Below are 26,753 nucleotides of genomic sequence, written 5' to 3'. Positions count from 1 at the left end.
ATATAACATAATAGCGACTCTCTTCATGAACGGGGAGCGTCATGCACTCAAGATCGATCCTGCTCGCGGCGGCGAGTTTCTCAGCCATTTCCACGGCGGCCTGGGCCGACGCCCTGCCCCAGTCCGGTCCGGCCGCGACCCGCTTGGAAGACGTCGTGGTGACCGCCGACGCCCTGGGCCGTTCGAGCAGGGAGGTGGTGTCCAATGTGGCGGTGCTGCGAGGCGACGAACTGGTCCAGCGCCGGCAATCGACTCTGGGCGAGACGCTGACCGGCCTGCCCGGGATCAACTCGGACACCTTCGGCGGCGGGGCCAGCCGTCCGGTTATCCGCGGCCAGACCGCGCCGCGCGTGAAAGTCCTGACTGACGGCTCGGCCCTGATGGACGCCTCGGAAGTCTCCCCCGACCACGCCGTGTCCGGCGAACCCCTGTTGCTGGACGGCGTCGAGATCCTGCGCGGCCCGTCCGCCCTGCTCTACGGCGGCGGCGCCATCGGCGGGGCAGTCAATCTGATCGACAAGAAGATCCCGACGCGCATTCCAGAGAACGGCGGCGAAGGCGTCGCCGAGTTCCGCCTGGGCACGGCGGACAATGAAGAAGCCGGCGTGGTCGGCCTGACCGCCGGCGCGGGATCGTTCGCCATCCGGGTCGAGGCCGCCGGACGCCGCACCGACGACTATGAGGTCCCCGACTTCGACGAAGCCACGCTGGACGGGTCGTTCAACCGGAGTTCGACCGCGACCCTGGGCCTGTCCTGGATCGGGTCGCGCGGCTATCTGGGCGCCGCCTATACGGAGCAGCGCAGCGAATACGGCCTGCCGGGGCATACGCACGAGTATGAATCCTGCCATCCGCACGGCTCCAGCCTGCACTGCGGCGGTCACGACCACGGCGACGACGACCATGACCACGATCATGATCACGATCACGACCACGATCATGACCATGTCCCGATCGTCGATCTGATCAGCAAGCGGGTGGACGTGCGCGGCGAGATCGAGGATCCGTTCGCCGGGATCGAACGCATCCGCTTCCGCGGCGGCTTCACCGACTATCGCCACGACGAGATCGACGACGGCGAGATCGCCACCACCTTCACCAATGAAGGCTATGACGCCCGCGTCGAGGTGCAGCACGCCGCCATCGGCTTGGTGCGCGGCGTGGTCGGCGCCCAGACCTCGCGCAGCGATTTCGCCGCCGTCGGCGCCGAATCCTTCATTCCCGAAAGCCGCACCGAGAACCACGCCCTGTTCCTGGTCGAGGAATACGTCGCCGGCGACTGGCGCTTCGAAGGCGCCCTGCGCCAGGAGTGGCAGGAGGCCCGCGCCCTGGGGCGCGCCGATACGAGCCACTCGCCCTTCTCCCTTTCCGGCGGCGCCAGCTGGACCTTCACGCCCGGCTACGTCGCCAGCGTGACCCTGGCCCGATCACAGCGCGCGCCGACGGCGCAGGAGCTGTATGCGCGCGGCGTCCATCTGGCGACCAACACCTATGAGATCGGCGACGCCGATCTGGACGTCGAGACGGCCAATTCGATCGAACTGGGCCTGAAGAAGATCGAGGGCGCCACGACCTTCGCCGCCAGCCTCTATCACTATGACTATGACGGCTACATCTTCGCCGACACCCTCGACCAGTTCGAGGACTTCCGCCTGATCCGCTACACCCAGGCCGACGCCCGCTTCACCGGGATCGAAGGCCAGGTCACCCACGAGTTCCGGCCGGGCCTGTCGGCCACGGCCTTCGGCGACTACGTCCGCGCCGAGCTGAAGGGCGACGGCGGCGACTTGCCACGCATTCCGGCCGGCCGCCTGGGCGCCCGCGGCGACTTCTACCAGGGCGCCTGGTCGGGCAACCTGGAGTACGTCCACGTCTTCGAGCAGGACCGCATCGCCGCCTTCGAACGCAAGACGCCCGGCTACGACATGGTCAACGCCACCCTGGCCTATGACGTCCCGACGATCGCCGACATCAGCGGGCAGATCTTCGTGCGCGGGACCAATCTGCTGGACGAGAAGGCGCTGAACCACGCCTCCTTCATCAGCCATCTGGCGCCCCTGCGCGGCCGCAATCTCGTCCTGGGTTTCCGCGCCCGATTCTGATCCTTCCCCTCCTCCCCCCGCCTGGCCGCGGCGTCCCATGACGTCGCGGCCGACTTTCCTCTGAAAGGATCGCCATGAACGCTCGTGTCCAGACCTGGGGCGACGCCGCCGCCGTCGGCCTGTCCTGCCTGTGCATGATCCACTGCCTCGCCCTGCCTCTGGTCGCAGGACTGCTGCCGGTACTCGGCCTGTTCGCCGAGGCCCCCTGGGTGCACTGGGCCTTCGCCCTGACCGCCGCGCCCATCGCCGCCTGGACCCTGACGCGCCCGACGCAGGACGGTCGTCGCGCCTGGCCGCTGATCGGCCTGGGCGCGCTCGGCGTCGCCCTGCTGTTCCTGGCCGCCGCCGAGTGGCCGACGCACGAGGCCGAGACGCCGATCACCGTCGCCGGCGGCCTGCTGCTCAGCGTCGCTCACCTGATGAACTGGCGGCGCAGGCCGCACGCCCACTGACGTCCTGGACATCCCACACCATGAAATCCGCTATTCCGCAGGCCTCTGCGACGGCGCTCGCCGCCGCCCTCGGCGCTGCTTTTCCCGCCATCGCCGAAGAGGCCGCGCCGCAACGCCTGCCTGACGTGGTCGTCACCGCCACATCCACCCAGCGGACGACGACCGACGCGCCCGCCAGCGTCACCGTCATCGACCGCGAAGAGCTTCTTCGGCGGCCGGTTCAAGACCTGACCGACGTCCTGCGCGACGTGCCGGGCGTGACGCTCAACGGCGCCGGACTGACCCGGCGCGGCGTCTCCATCCGCGGCATGCCCAGCGAACACACCCTGTTCCTCCTCGATGGGCGACGGGTGAACGCCGCCGCCAACGCCGTCCAGCACGCCGACTTCGACCTGGGCTGGATGCCGGCCGAAGCCATCGAACGCGTCGAGGTCGTGCGCGGGCCGATGTCGTCGCTCTACGGCTCCGAGGCCCTCGGCGGCGTGGTCAACGTCATCACCCGCAGCGCGTCCGACGAGTGGCGCGGCAGCCTGACCGTCATGGGCGGATTACGCGAGGATGGCCGAGGGGGCGAAACCTACCAGGTCGGCGCCTATGCGGGCGGCCCGCTGGCGCAGGACCGTCTTGGCCTCAGCCTGTTCGCGGAATCCAAGGCGCGGGCCAATACGCCCCAGGCGACGAACCGTCGCCTTTCCGACCTCGAAGATCGCGAGACCGTCACCGGCTCGGCGACCTTGAGCTGGACGCCGGATGCGGCGCAGCGGATCGACCTGACCATTCTGGGCGGGCGCGACGACCGCTATCGCGACACGGCGACCACAGGCGCATCGCCCGTCTACTATCGCTTCGCCGACACGGTGCAGCGGCGCCAGTACGCCCTGTCGCATCGCGGACTCTGGGGCTGGGGCGAAACGGCCGTCCGCGTCTACCGTTCGACGCTGGATCGCGAGAATGCGGTGACGGCCGGACAGACCCCGTCGCGCCCTGTGGGGATGCAGGAGGACATCCTTGACGGCCGGGCCATCTTCGACCGCTGGGCGAGCCATCGCCTGAGCGTGGGCGGCGAATGGCGGCGCGAGCGGCTGGAGGACGCGGCCGCTTCCCGGTCCGGCCGGCTGGAAGGCGAACGCTACGCCCTGTTCCTGCAGGACGAATGGACCCTGACGTCCTCGCTGTCGCTGACCGGCGGCGCGCGGTTCGATCATCACGAGCAGTACGGGTGGCAGACCAGCCCGCGCCTCTACGCCGTCTGGTCGCCGCTCGAGGGGCTGACGCTCAAGGCCGGGGGCGGCCGGGGCTTCAAGTCGCCCAGCCTGAAACAACTGTCGCCGGAGTTCGAGACCATAGCGGCCGCAGGCCGTTTCCGCGTCTACGGCAACCCCGACCTGAAGCCCGAGATCGGAACCTCCTACGAGGCCTCGGCCGAATACCGCCGGGGCGGCTGGATGGGCCGCGTCGGCGTTTTCGACAACGACATCGAGGACCTGATCGAAACTCGCTGCACCGCATTCTGCGGCGTGCGCGGCCGTGAAATCCGTCTGTATCAGAACATCGCCGAGGCTCGGATTCGCGGCATGGAACTGGCCGGCGCCGCGCCCCTGCCGGGCGGCTTCAGCCTGAGAGCCGACTACACCTACCTGGACAGCGAAAACCGGGAGACGGGCTCTCCCTTGTCCGAACGACCCGAGCACAGCGGCCACGCCACCCTGCGCTGGCAACCTGACGAAACCCGCTTCGTCCAGCTTCGCGGCGAGTACGTCGCCGAGCAATGGATGGTCTCCAACTCCGTACAGCAGCCGGTTCCCGACTATGCCCTGGTCTCGCTGGAAGGCGGCTACCAGATTCAGCCGAACCTGTGGGTGCGCGCCGGGGTTCAGAACCTGGCCGACGTGCGTCTGGCCGAGGAATCCGCCTTCTTCTCCTTCGCCGAGCCCGGCCGCTTCTACCACCTCGGCTTTACGGCGAGCTTCTGAGCCGTGGCGTTCCTCCTCCGCCTCTTCCTGATCGTCGCTGTCTGCCTGGCCCCGGCCCTGCGGGTCGCCGCCCAGGACGCGCCGGGCCCCCGCGTGCAGGTGATCGGCAGCGATTTCATCCTGCCCGCCAAGTTCGTGCGGTTGCAGGCCATGGCTGGGGCGGAGGACGTCGCCTTGCGCGGAGCATCCCTCTCCACGCTTGACGATCAACCGGACTGGGCGCGGGCCGACTTCATCCTGCTCGACACGCCGCGTCCCTCCGATGTCGAAGCGGTGCAGGCCGTGATCGGCGACAGGCTCGAGATCGGCGACCGGCCCTGGGTTCGCATCGGCGGCGGCGCGCCGGCCTTCGGCAACCTGTCGCCCGAGGCGGCGCGGCGCATCGCCGGCTACTATGCGGCGGGCGGACAGGAGAATTTCACCCTCCTGTTCCGATATCTGAAGCTCCACGCCATGGGCGGCGACGCCGCCGCGCTTCCGCCGCCGCGCCCGCTGGAGCAGGTCGGCTATCATCACCCGAGCCTGGAGGCGCACGACGCCGAAGCTCTCGACGCCTGGCTTGCCGGGCGGCCGGCGCGCGCCCGCGCGGCGATCTTGATGTCGAGTTCACAGGTTGCGGATGGCGACACCGCCGTGATCGACGCCCTGATCGCCGCGCTCGACGCCAGGGGCCTGGAGGGCGTCGGCGTGTGGTTCGACCAACGTCGTCCGCAGGGCCTGACCGAGGCGCTCGCGCCGCTCGCCCCCGATCTGCTCCTCAACACCCAGCATATCGTCGCCGGCGACCCGATCCGCGACCAACTCATCGCGCTCGACATCCCCGCCCTGATGACCTTCTCCTACCGGGAAGGCGGCGTCGAGGCCTGGCGCGCGGCCGATACCGGCCTGCCCAGCCGGTCCGCCGCCGCGCTGATGGCGCCCGCCGAGGCCTGGGGCATGAGCGATCCCATGGTGATTTCGGCTTTCGAGAACGGCGCTCTCGCCCCGATTCCCGAACAGGTCGAAGCCGTCGCCGCCCGCGCCGCCCGCCTCGTCGCCCTTCGCCGCAGGCCCAACGCCGACAAGCGGCTGGCCCTGATGTTCTGGAACCATCCCGGCGGCGAGGCGAACGTCTCGGCCTCGAACCTGAACGTTCCGCGCAGCCTGGAGGCGTTGAGCCTGGATCTGAACGCAGCGGGCTATGCGATTCCGCCGCTTTCCGAAGCCCGCTGGATCGACGCGGCGCGCGCCATGCTGGGCGCCTTCTACCGGCATGAGGAACTGGACGGTCTGCGGGAGCGGGAATTGGCCGTGACCCTGCCCGTCGCCCGCTATCGCGCCTGGCTTGACGCCCTGCCCGCCGTCCGGCGTGACGCCGTCCAGGCCCGCTGGGGCGACCCGGCGCGGCATTGGTCGGTGCGGACCATCGACGGCGAGACGGTTTTCGTCATCCCCGCCTTCCGCGACGGCGCCCTGACCGTCCTGCCCCAACCGCCCCGGGCCGCCCGCGTGGGCGAGGCCTATCACGACACCGCCGCACCGCCCGACCATCTGTATCTGGCCGCCTATCTGTGGGTGCGCGACGTTCTGGACGCCGACGCCCTCATCCATCTGGGCACCCATGGGACGCAGGAGTTCCTGCCCGGCAAGGACCGGGGACTGTCGGCGCACGATGACGCCTTCGTCGTGCTGGGCGGCCTGCCGGTCGTCTATCCCTACATCCAGGACAACATCGGCGAGGCCATGCAGGCGAAGCGGCGCGGCCGCGCCGTCACCGTCAGCCATCAGACCCCGCCCTTTTCTCCCGCCGGTCTGAATGACGAGCTCAAAACCCTCCACGACCTGATCCATCAGCACCAGCAGCTGGAAGAGGGCGCGGTGCAGGACGCTGTGCGGGAGCAGATTCTCGACCTCGCGGCGCAACGAAGCGTGGACGCAGACATGGGCTGGACGCGATCGACCGCGCGCATCGACTTCGCGGCCTTCCTGAACCAGTTGCACGACTATCTGCATCAGGTCGGCGGCGCGCCCACGCCGCTCGGGCTGCACGTGTTCGGTCGTCCGGCCTCGCCGGATCACCGGTTGACCACCGTCATGCAGCAACTGGGCGCGCCCTACTTCGAGGCGCTTGGCCTGGACGAGCAGGAGGTGCTCGCCAAGGATCAGGCCGCCCTGCACGCCGATCCGGCCTTCCAGACGCTGCAACATCACCTTCGCGACGGCCTTCCTTCCAGTTCCATCGCCGATCCCCTTCTGCGCGCCCAGATCGAACGCGCTGAAATCCTCGACCGGCGCCTGACGGAAACCGGAGAGACAGACGCCCTGCTCAGGGCCCTGTCCGGCCGTTTCGTCCTGCCGGGCGAAGGCGGCGATCCGGTGCGCAATCCCGAAGCCGTCGGCGGCCGAAATCTCTACGCCTTCGCGCCCGACAAAATCCCCGCCCAGGCCGCCTATGACGCCGCCGCCGAGGCCCTGGACAGCCTGCGTCAGGCCTATGCCGAAGAGCACGATGGACGCCCGCTGACCAAGATGGCCGTCAGCCTGTGGTCGTCCGAGTCCGTCCGCACCCTCGGCCTTCCTGAGGGACAGATTCTGCGCGCCCTGGGATTACGGCCCCGCTGGGACGCGGGAGGACGCATCGTCGCGCTCGACATCATACCGGCCGTCGAACTGGGGCGGCCGCGCATCGACGTGGTGGTGCACGCCACCGGCGTCTATCGCGATCAGTTCGACGGCTTCCTGCGCCTGCTGGCCGACGCTGTCGAACGCATCGCCGAACAGAACGAGCCCGGCGATCCCGTCGCGGAGAACAGCCGCGCCGCCGCCGCTCGCCTGGTCGCCGAAGGCCTTTCGACCGATGAGGCCGAGGCCCTGGGCCGCGCCCGCATCTTCAGCAATGCGCCCGGCGACTACGGCAGCGGCGTGCCCGACGCCGTGCGGGACGCCGACAGCTGGAATGACGCCGAGGATCTGGCCGATCCCTTCCTGGATCGCCTGGGCTATGTCTATGGCGCGGGACGCTGGGGCCGGAAAGCGGAGGGCGGCGTCTTCGCGGCCCAGCTCGCCGGGGTCCAGGCCGCCGCCCTGTCGCGATCCAGCAATCTGCACGGCGTCCTGTCGACCGATCACCCTTTCGAATACCTGGGCGGCCTGTCGCTGGCGATCCGGCGGGCCGGCGGCGAGGCGCCCTCTCTCTACATCACCGACCCGCGGGCCGGGTCGCCGAGGACGGTCGCCGCTCGCGACTTTCTGGCTGCGGAAATGCGCAGCCGCTACACCAACCGCACCTGGATCCAGGCCATGCAGGCCGAAGGCTATGCCGGGACGCTGGCTGTTGTGGATCTGGCCGACAATCTGTTCGGCTGGCAAGCCACCGCGCCCGGCATGGTCCGACAGGATCAGTGGCAGGCGCTTCACGACGTCTATGTCCGCGACGAGCGCGGCCTGGGCGTGCGGGAATGGTTCGAAGCCCACAACCCCATGGCCGAGCGACAGATGATCCAGCGCCTGCGCGACGCCGTCGCCAAGGGCTACTGGTCTCCCGACGCGGCGACGCGGAAAGCGCTTGAGGCGCGCCTGGCGCAGATCGACAGTCCTTCGCCCCCCGGAGCGACGACGCATCCCGGCTTTGGCCAGGGAGCGGCTCGCTCAGCGGCGGCCTCGGTCCTGGAGCCTGCCCCGGCGGGCACGCCCTCCGACCTCGTGCGGGGCCAGGTCCTTGAGCCGATCCCGCCGCCCGCCCCTGCCCCGTCCCTTCCCCCGCCGTGGGGCCGCCTGCTGTTTCTCCTCGCCTTCCTGGCCGGCGGCGTCAGCCGTCTCGTCTCCCTCCCTCGAAAGGTCCCTCATGCCCCAGCTTGAAGCCGGCCTCTATCAGGTTTCCAGCCTGTTCCTCGCGCCGGCGCTGATCCTCATCCTGGCCGCGATGGCCTATGCCCTGTTCGCCCTCGGCGCCTTCCTGGTGGAGGCCGGTCAGCGCCGACGCGCCGACTGGCGCAGTCCCCTATGGCGCCGCTGGCGAGCGACCGACGCCGCCAGCGACGATCTGGAACTGATGATCCTCAAAGACCTCGAGGGCCTGCGCATCGTCTCGCGCAGCGCCCCCATGCTGGGCCTTGTCGCCACCATGATCCCCATGGGCCCCGCCCTGCTGGCGCTGGGACGTGGCGACGCCTCGGGCGTAGGCGAGAACATGGTGGTGGCCTTCTCAGGCGTCACACTGGCCCTGATCGCCGCCAGCATCGCCCACTATGTCCTGACCGTGCGCCGGCGCTGGCTGCTTCAGGACCTGCGCGCCATCGAACGCGCGCGGGAGGCCGGTTGATGCGCTTCCTCGACGAAGAAGACGACGATCCCATCACCGCCGTTGTCAATCTGATCGACCTTTTCGTGGTGATCATCGCCGTCCTGCTCGTGGTTCTGGTGCAGAACCCGCTCAACCCCTTCAACGCGCGCGACCTGATGGTGATCGAGAACCCCGGCAAGGCCGACATGCGCATCACCGTGAAGGGGGGCGACGAACTGACCCGCTACGAATCCCAGGGCCGGATCGGCGAAGGCCAGGGCGTCAAGGCGGGCTCAGCCTATCGCCTCCCCGACGGTAGGATGATCTATGTGCCGGAATAGAAGATCGGATCATAAATCCCAGTCCAAAGCCGGCGCTCCATAGGAAAGGCTTCCAGTGCTTGATCTGAACCGCAGCCAAGGGAGGAAAGGGGTATGAATAAATCGAAGTCACTGTATCCCTGCTTTCGAGTTGCGCCAATCTGGGTCTTCTGGCGGCTCCGTAAGGCGCGCCTCCCGTCCGACACACAGCGACTGCTGGGTAGCAGGGTGGTGACGAAATCGTCCTTGGCGCCCGTGCTATAGCTGCCCCTCGGACGACCCCGCTCCTCCCAAAGGACCTCATGGCGCGACAACCCAGGATCTCGACCAGGCTTTCCGCAGCCAACCTCGTCCATCTCGGGGCGCCCCGTCTGGCGGACCTGCTGATCGAGGCCGGCGCCGGGAACGCCAATCTCAAGCGCCGTCTTCGTCTGGAACTGGCGGCCGAGGCCGGCCCCGACCTCCTCGCCCTTGAGATCGACAAGCGCATCACCGCCGTCTCCGTCGCCCGCACACGTGTGTCCTGGCGCAAGCGCGGCGAACTGATCGAGGACCTGACCGCGCACCGTCGGATGATCGTCGAACGTCTGGCGCCCGAAACCCCCGGCGAAGCGCTCGCCGTCCTCATCCGCTGGTTCGACCTCTATCCTGGCTTGGCCGCCCGCGTGAAGGACACCAAGGGGGAACTGCCCGCCGCCTTCGAAGCTGCGGCGCCGGACCTCTTCACCCTCGCCGAAACCGCAGGAGACGAGGCGCTGCGCGACCTGGTCGATGCGCTCCGCCGGCGCCCCCAGGACTATGCGCGCTGGATATCCTCCGTCGGCGAGGCCCTCGGCCCGCTCACGGCGCGCCGACTTCTGGACGGCCTGGACGTATCGACCCGCAAAACTCCGGCCGGCCGCAACCTGCTGCGCCGCCTCGCGGATCGGGCCGGCGATCTCGATCTATGGCTGTCCCTCGTCACGCCTGAACAGGCCGGATCGCCCGACGTCGCCGCCGACATCGCCCGCCGGCTCCTTGAGGTAGGCCGCACTGCAGAAGCCCGCGCCGCCCTGGAAGCCGCCCTTAGCCCCTCCCCCTTAACCGTCGCTGGACCTATGGACGCGACCCGACTGACGGCGCGCCCCGACTGACCCCGGCCTGGGAGGCCGCATCCATCGAGGTGATGGACGCCGAGGGCCATCGCCAGGAAGCCCAGGACCTTCGCTGGCGCCTGTTCGAGCGCGACCTGTCGGCGCCCGTCCTTCGCGACTACCTCTCGCGCCTGGCGGACTTCGACGATGTCGAAGCGCTCGACCAGGCCTTCGTTCACGCCTCGACCCACCCGGACTTCGAAGCGGCCATGCGCCTGCTGATGGACTGGCCCGCCCATCGCGAGGCGGCCGCCCTCGTCCTGGCGCGCCCCCGCGAAGCCCGGCAGGTGCGCCCCGCATCGGCGGACTGGGCCTCGCGCCTGGCCCAGCGCTACCCTGAAGCCGCCGAAATCCTGACGGGTTAGGCCCGCCTGTCAGGCCAGGGTCCTGAAGGTGACGGAGTAGCGCAGCGCCGTCATCGGCGAGATGGAATGCTCCCAGTCGCTCCGCGCTTCGCCGGAAAGGCGATAGACGGAGCCCGGCCCCAGCGCCGCTCCGGCGCGACCCCACTTCGACCCCGCCTTGCGACGAAGGCGCATGACGCAGGGCGCAAGGAAGGAGACGCCCAGAATCTTCCCATAGACGGGACGGTCGCGGTGCCAGCCGATCCCGGCGCCGGGCGCATATTCATTGACGAGGGCCTGCACGAACGCCCCCTCATCAAGACTGAGCGGTCCAGCCAGGCGATCCAGAAGCGCTTTAAGGAAATCCGGCCAAGGTTCGGCCGTCTCCAGTCGTCGCTCAAGGTCGTAGCGGCGTCCAAAAGCTGCGATCCGTCTGAAGCCCTGATAGCCCATATGCTCATAGGGCCTGAAGCTCAGCTTCTGCAGGTGAGCGACCACCGCCGCCTGTTCGGCCGCCGTGAGGACGTCCGGCCAATAGTCGAAACCCGCTGGCGCGGCCGGCCGCGGGACGTGGCCGAACAGATCAGTCTGGAGCATGGCCGTCACAGCGCCAGTTCGCCCGCCGGCGTCGATGAAGGGATTCCAGGCGAAGCCTTCTCCAGATTGGACAGGGTCACGCCGACAAGCCGCACGCCCCTGGTTGGCGGATAGAGGGAGCGCACCAGCAGGCGGGCGATCTCACGCAACCGCGCCTTCGAGGCGACCGGCTCTTTGAAGGACCGACCGCGGGTCGACTGTTGGAAGTTCGCCCATTTGACCTTCACCGTCACGGTCCGGCCGAGCGCCCCCGCCTCTTCGCACCAGGCCCAGACCTCGTCGGCCATCCGATCCACGCCCGCCTCGATCGCCGCGGGATCGACCAGGTCGCTGGCGAAGGTGGTCTCCGAGCCGCTGGACCTGCGCTCGCGGTCCGGATTGACGGGGCGCGGATCCTCCCCGCGCGCGACGCCGTAGTACCAGGCGCCGGATTTGCCGAAATGATGCTGAAGGAAGGCCAAGGACTGACGCTTGAGGTCTGCGCCGGTCTCGATACCCAGGCGGTTCATCTTCTCAGCCGTCACCGGCCCGACGCCGTGGAAACGCTTGACCGGCAGGGCCTCGACAAAGGCTTCTCCTCGCCCGGGCGGGACCACGAACTGGCCGTTCGGCTTGCGCTGGTCCGAGGCCAACTTGGCCAGGAACTTGTTGTAGGAAATCCCGGCCGAGGCCGTCAGACCGGTCTCCTCGAGGATGCGCGCGCGTATCTCCTCCGCGGTCGCCGACGCCGTCGGCAAGCCCCGGATATTTGCGGTGACGTCGAGGTAAGCCTCGTCGAGGGACAGGGGTTCGATCAGGTTCGTATAGTCGGCGAAGATGGCGTGGATCTGCGCCGAGACGGCGCGATAGACCTCGAACCGGGGCGGCGTGAAGATCAGTTCCGGGCACTTCCGCAAGGCTGTGCTCGACGGCATGGCCGACCGCACGCCGAACTTGCGCGCCTCATAGCTGGCGGCGGCGACCACGCCGCGCGAAGCGGCGTGGCCTACGGCGACGGGACGACTGCGCAAGGCGGGATCGTCCCTCTGCTCCACCGAGGCGAAGAAAGCGTCCATGTCCACGTGGATGATCTTGCGTATGGGGGCAACGTCCATGGACAACGCCTAGCAAGACTCGAACAAAATGAGAACATTCTTCCGGTGGCGTGACGGCTCCAGCCTGAAATGCGCCGTATCGGAAGCGGAACGCGAAACAGTCGGACCTGTTCTGCAAATTCGCTTGCCCACCCCCGCTGGCGTTCGCGATCAGCTAAGCGTTGGAGAGCTCCATGACGGACTTCACCCTCTATTATTGGCCGGTTCCCTTCCGGGGCCAATTCGTTCGCGCCCTTCTCGCCCATGCTGCCCGGACATGGTCGGAGACGAACGAAGCGGCGATCAGCGCGCTCATGCAGAGGCCGCCCGGGGAGATGCCCGTGCCTTTCATGGGGCCGCCCGTATTGGTCGATCACGCTTCCGGAGCGGCGATCTCCCAGATGCCCGCGATCCTGCTGTATCTGGGAGAGACGCTTGAACTGCTGCCTTCCACGCCAGAACTGCGCGCCTTGACGATGAAGGTGGTCAATGACGCGAACGACGTCATCGATGAGATCACTCTGGACGGCGGCCGACAGATGTGGACCGAGGCGCGCTGGTCGAGCTTCGCGCCCCGTCTGGGAAAATGGATGGCGTTGTGGGAGGACCTGGGCCGACGCCATGGCCTGACGGCGCATTCCGGTTTCTTGCTGGGTGGAGAAAAACCGGGCGTGGCCGACATCGTCACCGCGACCCTCTGGTCCGCCCTGACCGAGCGCTTCCGCCCTATCGAATTAATGCTTGAAGAAACCGCCCCCATCACCGCGGGCCTTGCACGGCGCCTCTCAAGGACGCCAGCCCTGGCCCGCTTGGCGGAGTGGTCGCGCCGTGAATACGGCGACGCCTATTGCGGCGGCGACATCGAGCAATCCCTGCGTAGAGTTCTGAACGTCTGAGGCGCTCGAACGCGAGAGCCTCGCGAAAGCCGGTGAGCGCCTGAACCCGCGCAGGCTGACCCGGCACGTGGCGCCCTTTGCCGGTTGAGGCGTTGATCAGCCTCACCGGAGGCGATCTTGATCGACAGGCCTGGAGCGAAATCGACGATCGACAGCTTGCGCCAGAAAGCGGAAGCGGCCCTGCGGCGCGCAGCAGAGGGCCGCGACGCCATTTGCGCCTATGTGGTCGCTCGGGATCCGGTATGGCTCGCCGTTCGTCGTCCCGGCCGGCCGGAGTTCATCGCGGCGGCGATCACCTTCGCCCTCGTCGCCGCCTTTCTCCTGTTCCTTGTTCTGTTCGACTGGAACTGGGTGCGCGGCCCTATCGGTCGCGCCGCCTCCGCCTCGACCGGCCGGGAGGTGGCTCTGAAAGGGGACCTGGATGTCAGGCTGTTCAGTTGGACGCCCTCGGCGACGGTGCGCGGTCTCAGCGTCGGCGGGCCCACATGGGCGTCCGGGCGCAATACCGCCGAGATCGAACGGCTCGACGTCTCGATACGATTGCGACGGCTGTTTCTGGGCCAGATCGAAGTCGCTTCGCTGACCCTCACCCGCCCGCGGGTCCACCTAGTCGTCGACAGCCAGGGCAGGCGTAGCTGGGACCTGGAGCCGGACCGACCCGATGACGGGCGGGGCGCCAGGCTGCCCGTCATACAGCGCCTGGTCATTCACGACGGCCGGCTTACGCTGAACGAACAGCGACGCGGCATGACGCTCGACGCCGTGGTCACGGCGCGTGAGGCGCGCTCGCCCCGGGATGGAGAGAGCGGCTTCGTGCTCGACGGCAAGGGGACCATGAACGGCGAGCCCCTGACGCTTCGCGTGACGGGCGGTCCCTTCATCAACATACGCCGCGACCGGCCCTACGCCTTTACAGCTGAATTGGCCGGAGCGAGCTCCAGGCTGAGCGCCGCCGGAGCCGTCACCCGGCCCTTCGACCTGGGTCGTTTCAACGCCAGGCTCGAGCTGCAAGGTCGTGATCTGGCCGACCTCTACCTTCTGACCGGGATTACGACCCCCAACACGCCGCCTTATCGGCTGAGAGGAAGCCTGACTCGCGACGGAGCCCGGTTCCGCTTCGCGGACTTCAGCGGGCAGGTCGGTTCGTCGGACCTGTCGGGGACCCTGGAGGTGAACAGGGTCGAAGGGCGCCGCCGCGTCGATGCCGAGCTCGTGTCCCGCGCCCTGGACATTGACGACCTGGCGGCCGTGTTGGGCGCGCGCCCGCAGGTCACGACTGCGGGCACGGTCGCGACCTCGGGCCAGCCCGGCAAACTGCTGCCCGACGCGCCCTTACGAACAGAACGTCTGCGCGTGATGGACGGAACCCTCGCCTATCGCGCCGCTTCGGTGAAAGCCAACGCCTTCGACATTCGGCAGGTCCGGCTCGGCGCGGATCTGAAGGACGGCGTTTTAAAGCTCGATCCGGTCTCCTTCGCTTTCAACCGCGGCGAACTGAACGGAACCGCGCGGATCGACGCCACGAAGGACACGCCTTACAGCGCCGTCGACTTCCGTCTCAGCGGCTATCCGCTGGAGTCCATCATACCCGCACGGGACGGTGCGCCGACGGTGACGGGCCGCGCCCTGGGCCGGGCGAAGCTCGAAGGGCCCGGGGCGTCCATTCATGAACTGGCGGCCCGTTCGAAGGGAAGCATCAGCCTCGTCGTTCCTCAAGGGCGGATGCGTTCGGCCTTCGCCGAACTGCTGGGGATCAACGTCGGCGCCGGCCTGCGCAAGCTGCTTTCGGGCGATCAGTCCGCTTCGGCCATCCGCTGCGCCGTCGCCGATTTCAAGGTCTCAGACGGCGTCGCTACAGCCCGCACCTTGGTGATCGACACGGACGTGGTCCTGGCCCAGGGATCGGGAACCATCGACCTGGGGGCCGAGAGGCTGAATCTGAAGATCGACGGCGAAACCAAGAAGCCTCGTCTTCTGCGGGTCTGGGCGCCGATCACCATCACCGGCCCCCTCGCCTCTCCGGATCTCGGCGTGGACCTGTCGGCCGTCGCCACACAGGGCGGCGTCGTCGGCGCCCTGGCCACGCTCGTCAGCCCCATCGCAGCGCTGCTCGGGTTTATCGATCCCGGCCTGGCGGAAGACGCGGACTGCGGCTCGCTAATCGCCAGCGCGCGATAGCCCTATGGTCCGGAAACGCCCTCGCGCGATCCGGCGGCGTGTTCTGGGGCGGCGGACGGGAGGCGCTGCGCACGCCCAGAGCCGTCAGGAGCCGTTACAGGTTCAAGCGCCTAGCTTTGCCGCTACTCCTCGCTCAGGCGGACGTGCATCCGCTCATGAAGGGGATTACCACTGCCGCACGACATTCAAATTATAGGCGCTTTCTCCGGCTTCACTGCGAACGACTTCCTGATGGAGACGCCGCCAACATAGAAAAAACCACCCACGTATGACGAGTATCGTTTTGCATATTGGATTATTGTTTCATTTTTCTCACAAAATGATTCTTTCTATTTCTCATTGAGCCTTCGGCGCACATTTCGAAGATGGCGCAGTTTTTCGACGTCGGCGTGAATTTCATTCCGCCTCACGAACAATAACCGAAACTCCTGCTCCCGCCTCAGTGCTAGCGATTCAGGAGTCGGCTAAGCGCCGACAGACGCTTGCAGGGGCCGCGGCCCCCGATCTTGGGAGGGATTGAGGCTTGCGGACCACGACAGGGGTGAAGGCTGCCTTCAGGCCGGCGCGCGCGGTCTGCGCCGCTGCTGACGGGAGGGTCGATCCAGCTGACGACGCAGGCCAGGCGGGGCTCACGAACGCTACGCTCGATCCGCCCCGTCGCGGCGCGGCGCGGCGCGGCGCGGCAGGCTGGAGAACCATCGCCGCGATGGAACTCAAGGCGCAAATTCAAATCAAAAAACGAGGGGTGATCCGATGAGACTGTCTGCGTATCTGAAGACCGGGACGATAATCGCCGGTCTAGCCGTCACAGCCGCCGCCCAGCCGGCTTGGGCTCAATCCGAAGCGCCGCCCGCCGAGCCCGAAGCCAGCGCCGTCGCCGATATCGTGGTGACCGGCTCGCGTATCCGACGGCCGAACGTCGAGGCCTCGACTCCGGTCAACGTCGTCGACGCCCAGGAGATCGAGAACATCGGCGTCACCAACCTGATCGACGCCATGGCGCGCCAGCCGCAGGTCGGCCTCGGCGCATCGGCCTCCAGCACCACCAATACGGTGGCCGGACAGGGGCTGGCGACGCTGAACCTGCGCAACCTGGGCGCCAGCCGCACCCTGGTGCTGGTGAACGGACGACGCCATGTGGCGGGGTCGAGCGGCACCAGCGCGGTGGACGTCAACACCATCTCCAAGACCACGATCGCGCGCGTCGATACGGTGACGGGCGGCTCCTCGGCCGTCTATGGCGCCGACGCCGTGGCCGGGGTGGTCAACTTCATCACCAAGCAGGATTTCGACGGCATCGCCGCCCAGGCCCAGTACGGCTCGGCCGACGGCCCGAACACCTACTACGGTTCGGTGGCCGTCGGACGGAACTTCAACGACGGTCGCACCAACGTCATGGCCGCCGCCACCTATGACAAGACAGAGGGACTGTACCGGCACGAGCGCGACTACGCCATGAGCGGCCTGGCCTATATCCCGAACCCGGACAAGAAGAGCCCGGACGACGGCCTTCCATCCTTCATTACCGCGCGGGACGTCTACACCAACATAACCAACGATTCCTTCACCCCGGTGATCGTCACGCCGATCGGCTCGAACGCGGCCTACAGCCTGACCTTCACCGAGGACGGGCGGCTTGTTCCCTTCGATCGCGGCCAGATCGTCGTCGACGGCGCCGGGCGGCCGCAGAAGGTCTCCATCGGCGGCGACGGCTTCAAGTTCCGCGAAGACGCCCTGCGCACTCCAGTCGAGCGCTATGGCGGCGAGCTGCAGCTGCGCCATCAGTTCCAGCCCTCCGGCGACGTCATCACCGAACTGAACCTGTTCGCCGAGGCCAAGTATTTCCATACCGAGGCGAACAGCCAGCGCGAGAACGGAACCTTCGCCGGAGACGTCGCGGGCACGGCCACCGGCAACGCCTACCGCATCCAGGCGGACAACGCCTTCCTGCCGTCGGATCTGCGCGCGATGCTGACGGCCGCGGGGGTGGAGGAATTCGATATCACCCGCAACGACCGGGATTTCGGCATCCGCACCTATGAGAGCGTGTACGACACCACCCGTTTCGTGGCCGGGTTCGACGGCGCCTTCAGCAACGGCTGGCGGTTCGAGGCCTACGTCAACTACGGCCAGACCGAGTCCCAGTTCACCAACTTCGACCGACTGCAGAGGGAGTTCTACGAGTCGATCGACGCCATCGAAATGAACGGGCAGATCGTCTGCGCTGACGCGGACGCGCGGGCGCGAGGCTGTAAGCCGCTGAACCTGTTCGGAGCGGGCATCGCCTCCCAGGATGCGATCGATTACTCCTACATCTACACCGTCCGGGACGACGTGACCCGTCAGTGGAACGCCGTGGCCAGCGTCAACGGCGAACTGTTCTCCTATCCGTCTCTGTTCAGCGGAACCAGCCTGCCGGTCGCCTTCGCCGCGGGCGTCGAATGGCGCAAGGAATACGCTCGTTCGGTGCCGGACAAGCGTTCACAGGATGCGTTGATCTTCCAGAACGCCCAGCAGATCACCGAGGGCCGCTATGAATCCAAGGAGATCTTCGGCGAAATTAATGTGCCGCTGCTGGCCGATGTCCCGTTCGTGCAATACTTGGATCTGACGGCGGCCTATCGCTATCAGGACTACACCACCACGGGCGGCGACAGCAGCTACGGCGTCGGCCTGGAATGGACGGTCGACCGCAACATCCGCTTCCGCGGCAACTTCGCCAAGGCGGTGCGAGCGCCCAATATCAACGAACTGTTCGGCGGCGGCAGCGAGGGCTACAGCCAGATCGAGGACCCGTGCGACGCCACGCGGGTGAACCTGGGCAACTTCTCCTCCAACCGCCGGGCGAACTGCGCGGCCCTGGGCCTGTCGCCCGACTTCGTCCAGTCCACCGCCACGCGGCCAGTGGTCAGCCAGGGCAATCCCGACCTGGCGCCCGAAGAGGGCGAAACCCTAACCCTGGGCGTCGTCTTGACGCCGTCCTTCCTACCAGGGCTGGCGGTGACCATCGACCACTACGACATCAAGATGAGCGACGTGATCGCCTCGCTCGGATGGCGGAACATCATCAACAACTGCGTCGACAGCCCTGACCTGAATAATCCCTTCTGCACCAGCGTATCGCGCGGCTCGGACGGCAACATCACCCGCGTGCTGAACCAAGTGCTGAACGTGGCCGAATACACCAACTCGGGTTGGGACGTGACGGCCTCCTACCGGACCGATCTGGCCAAGCTGGGTCTGCCGGATTACGGCTCCTTGTCCTTCAACGCGGCCGCCGGCTTCCTGGAGGACCTGACCTATGACCCGGTTCCGGGCGACGCCAGCGTGCGCGACGAGCAGGCGGGCGAACTGCCCAATCCCAAGCGCCGGATGAACTTCCGCGTGACCTGGGACTATGACCGCGTGTCGGTGTCCTACGCCAACCAGTATCTGAGCAGCATGGTCCGCAGCAATCAGGACCAGCCGGGAACCTATGAGCCCTACAAGGCCCCGTCGTGGCTCACCCACGACATCCGCGCCGAGTATCGCTTCGACAGGTTCTCCGTCTTCGCCGGTGTGAACAACTTCACCAATGAGGAGCCGCCGCAGACGCCCTTCACCTGGACGGGTACGTCGCTCAATACCGGCTTCAACGCCAGCATCTACAATAATCTGGGCCGCTACGCCTACATCGGCGTGAACGCCAAATTCTAATCGAACAGGTTTGAGGCCGCCCTGCGAGGGGCGGCCTCTTTCATGACGGGCGTCCGGTCGGCGCCCAGAAGATCCAGGGGGAGAAGAAAGATGAAGACCGTGATCGCTCACAGCGCCATCGCCGTCGCACTCGGCGTTCTGGCGATTGGCGCCGGCGTAGCGCCGACGCCGGCCCTGGCGCAGACCCAGGCCAGCGCCGCGCCTGCCGCCGCGCGCCAGGCTCCGCCGCCGCTGACAGATCTTGACCGGCAGTTCCGCGCCATCGCCGATGAAGAATGGGCGTGGCGTCAGCGTGAATTGCCCTCGCGCCTCTCCAAGCCGATGAATCTGCCGGATGTGAGTGCTGCGACCCAGGAGCGCCGTCTCGCCTACTGGGTGGATGTGCAGCGACGTCTGAATGCGATTTCCCCGGATCAGCTATCGCCGTCCGAGCGCACCAACTACGCCGTCTACAAGAACCAGATCGACAACTTCGTCGATGACGGACGCTTCCGCCTTTACGAGATGCCCTTCAACGCGGACAGCTCGTTCTGGTCGAGCATCGCCGGCATGGCCAACGGAACCTTTGGCTCCGTAGCTGACTACGAACGCTACCTCTCACAGCTGGGCGATACGCCGCGATACTTCGACCAGCAGATCGCCAATATGCGCGCCGGCGTCGCGCGCGGCTTCGTCCAGCCGCGAGAAGCCCTTTCAGGACGCGATGTTTCGATCACGGCTGTGACGGATCCGACCGACCCGCTCAAGAACCCCTTCTATGCGCCCTTTATCGACATGACGGGCGTCTCGGACGCTGACAAGCAAAGGTTGCGGAGGGCCGCGATCGAGGTCATCCAGCAGAAAGTCGTGCCTGCGCACCGAACTCTGCTGACCTTCTATCGGAACGAATACCTGCCAGCGGCCCGCGACACCCTGGGGGCCAACCAGCTGCCGGATGGAGAGGCCTTCTATCAGAGCCAGATCCGCCAATACACGAGCATCAACCTGACGCCGGACGAGATCCACCGGATCGGCCAGGCGGAGGTCGCCCGTATTCGCGCGGAGATGGAAACCGTGATGCGCAGCACCGGCTGGACCGGCACCTTCAACGAGTTCACCCGCTTCCTGAAGACCGACCCTCAGTTCGTCTACGACAAGCCCGAGCACCTGCTGTGGCACGGCGCCTGGGTGGTCAAGAAGGTCGACGGAAAGATGAGCCAGTTTTTCGGCCTTCAACCGCGTGACACCTTCAGCGTCTCGGCGGTCCCGGCCAATATCGCCCCCTTCTACACTGCGGGGCGCGGCAACTGCTCGCTCAACACCTACGACCTGCCGTCGCGCCCGCGCTACAATATCCCCGCCCTGACGGTGCACGAGTGCAACCCGGGCCATGCTTGGCACGGAAAGATGCGCAAGGAGTTTCCGGGCATTCCCGAATGGCGTCTGCAGGCCAATATTTCGGCCTTCGGCGAAGGTTGGGGGCTCTACACCGAAAAGCTTGGCGTGGAGATGGGCGTGTACGAGGACGCCTATGAAGACTTCGGCCGCCTGAATTATGAAATGTGGCGCGCCGCTCGCCTGGTGATCGATACGGGTCTTCACTCCAAGGGATGGACCCGCGCTCAGGCTATCGCCTTCCTGAGCGACAATACGGCTCTGTCAGACCACGAAATCCAGACGGAGATCGATCGCTACATCACCTGGCCCGGCCAGGCCTTGGCCTACAAGTTGGGCGAGATCGAGATCGTTCGCCTGCGACGCAAGGCGGAAACGGAGCTGGGCGCCGATTTCGATATCAGGGCCTTCCACGACAAGCTGATCAGTCTGCTTGTCGCCACGATCCCGGCGATGACGGCCGAGATGGAAGACTTCATCAGCCAGAGCAAGGCGACCGCGAACGCGGCGCGCGCCGAGTAGGCCATCCGGCCGATCCACGGCTGGCGGTTTTCTCCCAGATCGCCGCCCCCCGCCGCCTGTTGATCCGTTTGCGGATCAGCAGGCGGTTTGTCATCGTTCGGAGTAGCCAGGATGCGTAAGGGGGAGCCGCGTATGAGCGCGGCGGGATACAAGCTGGACGAGGCTGACCGCCGCATCCTGCAGGTGCTCCAGCAGGACGGGCGGATCACCAACCAGGATCTGGCCGCCGCCTGCACCATGTCGGCGTCGTCCTGTTTCGAGCGGGTGCGCCGCCTGCGCGAGCGCGGCGTCATCGCCGGCTATAGGGCCCTGATCGACCCGAAGTTCGTTGAGCGCGAGCTGCTGATCTTCATCGAAGTGCTGCTGGACCGCACGACCTCGGACATCTTCGACCAGTTCGCCGAGCGCATCCGCCGCTCGTCCGAGGTGCTGGAGTGCCACATGGTGGCGGGGCGCTTCGACTATCTGGTCAAGGTGCGAATGAGGGACATGGCCGCCTACCGCGGCTTCCTGGCCGGCGCGCTGAGCGTCATGCCAGGGGTGCGCGAGACCCGCACCTATGCGGTGATGGAAGAGGTCAAGGACACCTCGGTCCTCGCGCTGTAGCCAATCGACGTCATGGCGCCTCGCAGATTTCCGCGCCAGCCGGATGGCGGAATACCAACGCGACGCGTAACGGCAGACGATCCGCACCTCGCGGGAGACACGCCTCGAGCGCTGGCCAAGGCGCTGAAGCTGCTCGAATCCGAAGAGGCCCGACTGGAGCGTCGAGTCGATCTATCGCCCGGGAGCGGCGCCTGCGGGAGCGACGCGCCAAACCGTGTTGGACAGGTCGTCGGCCACCAGCAGCATCCTGCGCTGAGGATCGAACCAGACGCCCACGGGACGGCCGCGAGCTTCGCCTTTGTCCGTCAGAAAACCGGTCAGGAAGTCGACGGGCGGGCCGGCCGGCCGGCCGCCGGAGAACGGAACCCAGGCCACCTTGTAGCCCGCCAGATCCTGGCGATTCCAGCTCCCGTGCTGTCCGATGAAGGCCCCTTCGGCGAAGGCGCCGCCGAAGCCGCCGTCGCGGGCGAACGAGAGACCGAGGGCCGCCACATGGGCTCCCAGGGCGTAATCCGGCTTCACGGCCGTGGCCACCAGTTCCGGCTTCCGGGGCCACACGCGCGGGTCGACATTCTGTCCCCAGTAGCTGTATGGCCAGCCGTAGAAGGCGCCGTCGCGGACCGAGGTCAGATAGTCCGGAACGAGCTGGGGTCCGATTTCATCTCTTTCGTTCACTACGGCCCAGAGGGCGGCGCTCGACGGCTCGATCGCCAGGGCGGTGGGATTGCGGATGCCGCGGGCGATGGTCCGACGCGCGCCCGTGGCCCGATCGACGGCCCAGACGACCGCCCGCTCCTCCTCCACGGCCATACCCCGCTCGCCCGCATTGCTGTTGGAGCCGATGCCGACGTAGAGGGTCGATCCATCGGCGCTGGCGGTCAGGGCCTTGGTCCAGTGATGATTGAGGGCGGACGGCAGGCGAGTCACCTCTTCAGCGGAGGCCGAGATCCGGGTCTGCCCTTCGACATAGGGGAAGCTGACCAGGGCGTCCTGCTCGGCCACATAGATGCGGCCGTCGACATAGGCCAGGCCATAGGGCGCGTTGAGACCGTCGATGAAGACCGTGCGGACTTCGGCGCGGCCGTCGTTATCGGCGTCGCGCAACAGCGTGACACGGTCCCCGCCCTCGACCTTCGTGTTGCCCTGCTTCTTGATGACCCCTGCGATGACGTCCTTCGGCCTCAAGGCCGGAGCGCCGCCGCCCCGCCCCTCGGCCACGAGGATGTCGCCGTTAGGCAGGACCAGCATCTGACGCGGAATACGCAGGTCCGTAGCGAGGGCCGTCACCACGAAGCCTTCGGGGGCGCGCGGCGTCTCATCTCCCCATCCTACAGGCCGGGCGATACGCATCGGCGGCAGCAGGGTTTCCCTGATCTCCGGCAAGTCAGGCGCCGGCCCGACTTCGTTGATCCCTTTTTCGCTTCGACCGCAGGCGGCCAAAGCAACGGCGCCGGCCAGGGCTCCGTACAGAAGAAGGTTGGTGCGGATCATCGGCCAGCCTCCTCGTCCAGCATCCCGGAATAGCGCAGCCAGCCCGCAATCAGGGCCAGAACGCAGCACAGGGCGGACAGGGTGACGCCGAGCGCGCCCACGGAGCTCCATCCGTCCTGACTATGCTTGAATGCGTTCGCAAGCCCGACAAGGCACAAGGCCCCGAGGACGCCGCTGTACAGAAAACGCGAGACCCCGCGGCGTCCCCAGGCCAGGTCGATCAGGCTCCATACGAACGCCGCCCCGCCGAAGATCAGACCGCCAACGATCGCCCAGGAAGAGAAGTTGCTCCACTGCATCTGCGCGGTCCGGAGGTAGGCCGCATCCGTCGCGGTCCCGAGGCTGAACAGAGCCACCGGAACGCTCAGGATCAGCCCCTGCAAGGCCCGCCCCGGGCCTGCCGTCGCGGTCATGGCCGGCTCTCGGCCAGTTCGATGCGACGGACCGCGCGGGCGCCGCGCGCCTTCATCCGCCGTCTCAGTTGCTCGCGGATGCTCCAGCCTTCCAGATGCATCAGATCGCTGATCGTATAGCCTTCCCGGGAAAGCGCTTCGCGCACGTCGCTGACTTTAAGGCAGGCGTGGTCTCGCTCGGCGATTTCAAAAGCGCGTTCGATGACATGGGTCTGGTTCATGGCTCCTCCTTCGCCTGACCCAATCGGCCCCAGGCCATGCGGTTCCGAGCCCGAACGATATGACGCAGGCTGGCGATGGTCCTGCAGGAGATTCCGCCCGCTTTCGAGGACCAGACGCCCGGCGTGACGGCTCGCGCTCCGCTGCCGCCCAACGAGAACAGGATTCAATGTGCGTGGGACATGGCGTCTGGGTGAGAAGGACCTCGGTCTTCCCTCCGCCCCGACGGCCAAGGCGGCGTCAACTCGTCGAAATGTTCGGCTGATGCGTGAATCCCCTGACGCCTGTCAGCGCGCGCGCGTCGCGTCTGATTTCCACCTCGCTCTGAGCATAGAGGGTCAGGAGGCGAGCCAGATCGACCAGAGCGCTCTGATGGATGCGTTCGTAGCCATGGCTGGCGTCCACGCCGAACGTCACCAGGGCCGTGCGGATGTCGGCGCCGGATTCCAATGCAGAGGCGGAATCCGAACGGTAGTAACGGAACACGTCTTTCTGGTGCGGGATGTCGTGATCCCGCGCCAGTTGGACCAGCTTTCGGGAAAGGTGCCAGTCGAAGGGACCCGTCTGATCCGCCATGGCGATGGTGACGCCGAACTCGGACGAGTTCTGACCCGGCGCAGTGGTTCCGTTGTCCACCGTGACCATCGCCGCCACGTCCGGCACGAGCACGGCGGAGGCGCCCAGGCCCACCTCTTCAGCGATAGTGAACAGCCACCAGGTATCGACCGTGGGCGTGCGTTCTTCGCGCAGCATGCATTCCAGAGCGGCCAGCATGACCGCGACGCCGGCCTTGTCGTCCAGATGACGTGACACGATGAAGCCGCTGTCGGTGAACTCGGGCTGGGCGTCGATGGCGACAATGTCGCCGACATCCACGCCCAGAGCCAGGGTGTCGGCCCGCCCGTGGGTCACGGCGTCGATCCGCAGTTCGACCTGACGCCAATGGACGGGTTGATCGTCCACCTCTTCGTTGAAGGCGTGCCCGGAGGCCTTCAGGGGAAGGATCGTTCCGCGATAGCTTCCGCCTTCCGCGAAGACGGTGCAGCGCGCGCCCTCGGCGAAGCGTGACGACCAGTGGCCGATCGGCACAAGCTCCAGCCTGCCGTTGTCCTTCACCGCCTTCACCTGGGCGCCGAGCGTATCGACGTGCGCCACGATGGCCCGCGCCGGAATAGCTTCGAGACCCGGCAGGCGCACCCGGATCGCGCCGCGTCGGGTCAGTTCATAATCCAGGCCCAGACGCTCCAGCTCTCGGCACAGGGCCCAGACGGCTTCGTCCGTGTAGCCCGTCGGACTGGGCAGGCTCAGGAGTTCCCCCAAGCGGGCGTTCAGGTAATCCAGGTCGATCTTCGGGGAGGTCAAGGTCGCTCCTGACATAGTCTCAGGCGTCGGGGCGCGCCGACAGCGGGAACAGCAGATCGATGAACCGTTCTGCCGTGGGGCGGGGTTCGTGATTGGCCAGGCCAGGGCGCTCATTGGCCTCGATGAAGGCGTAATCCGGCTGATCCGGCGCACGCACCATGAGGTCGATCCCCGTCACCGGGATGTCGATGGCCCGCGCCGCCGCCACGGCCGCTTCGACCAGAACCGGATGCACCTCGTCCGTCACGTCATGGATGGTGCCGCCGAGATGCAGGTTGGCCGCCTTGCGCACGAGGACCTCCTCGCCCTCCCCTGCGACGTCATCCAGGCCATAACCGGCCTCCGCCAGGGTGCGCTCCGTTTCCGCATCGATGGGAATGCTGGATTCGCCCCCGGTGGCGGCGGCGCGCCGACGGCTCTGATGCTCGATGAGGACCCGCAAGGTCGAGCGTCCGTCGCCGATGACGCGCGGCGGACGCCGCACGGCGCAGGCCACGACCTCATAGTCGATCACGACCAGGCGCAGATCCTCGCCTTCCACCTGCTCCTCGACAAGGACGTCCGGACAGATGCGCCGGGCGCGCAGCAGGGCCGCCTGGACGTCGGCCATGGTCTTCAAACCCACGGCCACGCCCTTGCCCTGTTCCCCTCGCGCAGGCTTGACCACGAGCTGACCATAGGTCTCCAGCGCTTCGTCGATCGCGCCGAGATTCTGCGGATCGATGCGGCGCGGCACGCGCACTCCGGCGGCCTCCACGATCCTGCGGGTCACCCTCTTGTCGTCGCAGATGCTGAGAGCCACGGCCGAGGTCAGCTCCGAAAGGCTTTCGCGGCAGCGGACGGAGCGTCCGCCCCAGGAAAGGCGGAACAGCCCTCCTTCCGAGTCGATGATATCGGTCTGGATGCCCCGTCGCCGCGCTTCATCCACGATGATCCGGGCATAGGGATTGAGCGCATGATCATCCGAGGGCCCGACGAACAAGGCTTCGTTGATCGGGTTCTTGCGCTTCACGCCGAAGAAATGGACGCGCCGGAAACCGAGCTTCTCATAGAGGGCGATCGCTTGGGCGTTATCGTGCATGACCGACAGGTCCATGTGGGCCAGGCCGTGCGTCCTGAAGTGCTCCGCCAGACGGCGGACCAGAGCCTCGCCGATCCCCGGCTGTGTCGCCTGGGGATCGACCGCCAGGCACCAGAGGGATGCGCCGTTCTCCGGATCATCGAAGGCGCGAGCGTGGTTCACACCCGTCACCGTGCCGATCACCGCTCCGGTCGTCAGGTCCTCCGCGACGAAATAGGAGAGAGTCCGGTCGTCGCGATGCGACCAGAGGAAATCCGGCGGCGCCTGCACCATGCGACGCTTGGCGTAGATATCATTGACCGTCTGGGCGTCCGCTTCCGACATCAGACGGCGAACGGTGAAGCCCCGCGGCTGACGGCGGCTGGACCGATAGGTCGCCAGGTCCAGCCGATAGGTATGGGACGGATCGAGGAACAGCTCCTGCGGCGCCGAGGCCAGCAGGACGTGGGGATTGCGGACGTAAAAGGCGATGTCGCGGCGATCCGGCCCCTCCGCGCGCAGAGCCTCGACCAGAGGCGCGGCGGTCTCGAAGGTCTGGGCGAACAGAAGGCGGCCCCAGCCGCAGTCAAGGACGGCATCGCGCACGGACTCACGTCCCGAGGGCACGGGCGGTTTGAGGCCTTCATGACGCATGCGTTTCAGCCGGTGCGCCTTGGGACG

The 26,753-nt window shown here is 67.0% G+C and carries 21 protein-coding genes; 14 read left to right on the top strand and 7 right to left on the bottom strand.

The annotated features are described in order from the left end of the window. The first annotated feature begins 41 nt into the window (after positions 1-41). From AC52GN_RS06680 to AC52GN_RS06645, 8 genes are all read left to right on the top strand, one after another. Positions 42-2,102, top strand: a complete 2,061-nt coding sequence (locus AC52GN_RS06680; RefSeq protein WP_496528569.1) for a TonB-dependent receptor domain-containing protein — start codon at positions 42-44, stop codon at positions 2,100-2,102. Between the two features lie 74 nt (positions 2,103-2,176). After that, positions 2,177-2,554, top strand: a complete 378-nt coding sequence (locus tag AC52GN_RS06675; RefSeq protein ID WP_496528568.1) for a MerC domain-containing protein — start codon at positions 2,177-2,179, stop codon at positions 2,552-2,554. 20 nt (positions 2,555-2,574) lie between these two features. Continuing rightward, positions 2,575-4,527: a TonB-dependent receptor domain-containing protein gene (locus tag AC52GN_RS06670; RefSeq protein WP_496528567.1), complete on the top strand. Its 1,953-nt coding sequence runs from the start codon at positions 2,575-2,577 to the stop codon at positions 4,525-4,527. Between the two features lie 3 nt (positions 4,528-4,530). Then, positions 4,531-8,364, top strand: coding sequence for a cobaltochelatase subunit CobN (cobN, locus tag AC52GN_RS06665; protein WP_496528566.1), 3,834 nt, complete (start codon positions 4,531-4,533; stop codon positions 8,362-8,364). Beyond that, positions 8,351-8,827 (top strand): MotA/TolQ/ExbB proton channel family protein, encoded by a 477-nt coding sequence (locus AC52GN_RS06660; RefSeq protein ID WP_200165203.1) that lies wholly within the window; start codon positions 8,351-8,353, stop codon positions 8,825-8,827. Before cobN ends, AC52GN_RS06660 begins: the two co-directional genes overlap by 14 nt. After that, complete coding sequence (locus AC52GN_RS06655) at positions 8,827-9,129, top strand: DUF2149 domain-containing protein (protein ID WP_496528565.1); 303 nt, start codon at positions 8,827-8,829, stop codon at positions 9,127-9,129. The genes AC52GN_RS06660 and AC52GN_RS06655 overlap by 1 nt, the downstream gene beginning before the upstream one ends. A 281-nt stretch (positions 9,130-9,410) precedes the next feature. Next, entirely contained in the window at positions 9,411-10,241 is an 831-nt protein-coding gene (locus tag AC52GN_RS06650) for a DUF6880 family protein (RefSeq protein ID WP_496528564.1), read from the top strand. Between the two features lie 32 nt (positions 10,242-10,273). Then, positions 10,274-10,606: a DUF6880 family protein gene (locus AC52GN_RS06645; protein ID WP_496528563.1), complete on the top strand. Its 333-nt coding sequence runs from the start codon at positions 10,274-10,276 to the stop codon at positions 10,604-10,606. 9 nt (positions 10,607-10,615) lie between these two features. Here AC52GN_RS06645 and AC52GN_RS06640 read toward each other — a convergent pair whose 3' ends face one another. Both AC52GN_RS06640 and dinB read right to left on the bottom strand, forming a co-directional pair. Further along, positions 10,616-11,182 carry an alpha-ketoglutarate-dependent dioxygenase AlkB gene (locus AC52GN_RS06640; protein ID WP_496528562.1) on the bottom strand — a complete coding sequence of 189 codons (567 nt, stop codon included), beginning with the start codon at positions 11,180-11,182 and terminating at the stop codon, positions 10,616-10,618. A 5-nt stretch (positions 11,183-11,187) separates the two neighbouring features. Then, on the bottom strand, positions 11,188-12,276 hold the full coding sequence (gene dinB, locus AC52GN_RS06635; protein ID WP_496528561.1) for a DNA polymerase IV: 1,089 nt from the start codon (positions 12,274-12,276) through the stop codon (positions 11,188-11,190). A gap of 173 nt (positions 12,277-12,449) precedes the next feature. On the opposite strand from dinB, the gene gst reads away from it, so the two are divergent. The 6 genes from gst to AC52GN_RS06605 all read left to right on the top strand — a co-directional run bounded on the left by gst (position 12,450) and on the right by AC52GN_RS06605 (position 21,527). Further along, complete coding sequence (gene gst / locus AC52GN_RS06630; protein WP_346522528.1) at positions 12,450-13,151, top strand: glutathione transferase, Atu5508 family; 702 nt, start codon at positions 12,450-12,452, stop codon at positions 13,149-13,151. Between the two features lie 117 nt (positions 13,152-13,268). Then, positions 13,269-15,329, top strand: coding sequence for an AsmA family protein (locus tag AC52GN_RS06625; protein ID WP_496528560.1), 2,061 nt, complete (start codon positions 13,269-13,271; stop codon positions 15,327-15,329). A 523-nt stretch (positions 15,330-15,852) separates the two neighbouring features. After that, positions 15,853-16,086, top strand: coding sequence for a hypothetical protein (locus AC52GN_RS06620; protein WP_269298526.1), 234 nt, complete (start codon positions 15,853-15,855; stop codon positions 16,084-16,086). Then, positions 16,083-19,025 (top strand): TonB-dependent receptor domain-containing protein, encoded by a 2,943-nt coding sequence (locus AC52GN_RS06615; protein WP_452111347.1) that lies wholly within the window; start codon positions 16,083-16,085, stop codon positions 19,023-19,025. Before AC52GN_RS06620 ends, AC52GN_RS06615 begins: the two co-directional genes overlap by 4 nt. Before the next feature lie 90 nt (positions 19,026-19,115). Further along, complete coding sequence (locus AC52GN_RS06610; RefSeq protein ID WP_452111346.1) at positions 19,116-20,921, top strand: DUF885 domain-containing protein; 1,806 nt, start codon at positions 19,116-19,118, stop codon at positions 20,919-20,921. A gap of 132 nt (positions 20,922-21,053) precedes the next feature. Beyond that, entirely contained in the window at positions 21,054-21,527 is a 474-nt protein-coding gene (locus AC52GN_RS06605; protein ID WP_253107971.1) for an Lrp/AsnC ligand binding domain-containing protein, read from the top strand. Between the two features lie 171 nt (positions 21,528-21,698). On the opposite strand, the gene AC52GN_RS06600 is transcribed toward AC52GN_RS06605, so the two are convergent. From AC52GN_RS06600 to ngg, 5 genes are all read right to left on the bottom strand, one after another. After that, entirely contained in the window at positions 21,699-23,018 is a 1,320-nt protein-coding gene (locus AC52GN_RS06600; protein WP_269298518.1) for a PQQ-dependent sugar dehydrogenase, read from the bottom strand. Beyond that, entirely contained in the window at positions 23,015-23,431 is a 417-nt protein-coding gene (locus tag AC52GN_RS06595) for a DUF2231 domain-containing protein (protein WP_269298516.1), read from the bottom strand. The genes AC52GN_RS06600 and AC52GN_RS06595 overlap by 4 nt, the downstream gene beginning before the upstream one ends. Further along, positions 23,428-23,652 carry a hypothetical protein gene (locus tag AC52GN_RS06590; RefSeq protein WP_269298514.1) on the bottom strand — a complete coding sequence of 75 codons (225 nt, stop codon included), beginning with the start codon at positions 23,650-23,652 and terminating at the stop codon, positions 23,428-23,430. The genes AC52GN_RS06595 and AC52GN_RS06590 overlap by 4 nt, the downstream gene beginning before the upstream one ends. Before the next feature lie 238 nt (positions 23,653-23,890). Continuing rightward, positions 23,891-25,012: an osmoprotectant NAGGN system M42 family peptidase gene (locus AC52GN_RS06585; RefSeq protein WP_452111344.1), complete on the bottom strand. Its 1,122-nt coding sequence runs from the start codon at positions 25,010-25,012 to the stop codon at positions 23,891-23,893. A gap of 19 nt (positions 25,013-25,031) precedes the next feature. After that, positions 25,032-26,678 (bottom strand): N-acetylglutaminylglutamine synthetase, encoded by a 1,647-nt coding sequence (gene ngg, locus AC52GN_RS06580; RefSeq protein WP_452111343.1) that lies wholly within the window; start codon positions 26,676-26,678, stop codon positions 25,032-25,034. Between the last annotated feature and the right edge of the window lie 75 nt (positions 26,679-26,753).

The organism is Brevundimonas sp. SS2672 (assembly GCF_059579685.1).
The sequence above is the reverse complement of the archived record's forward strand: the minus strand, read 5'-3'. Positions and strand labels throughout refer to the sequence as shown.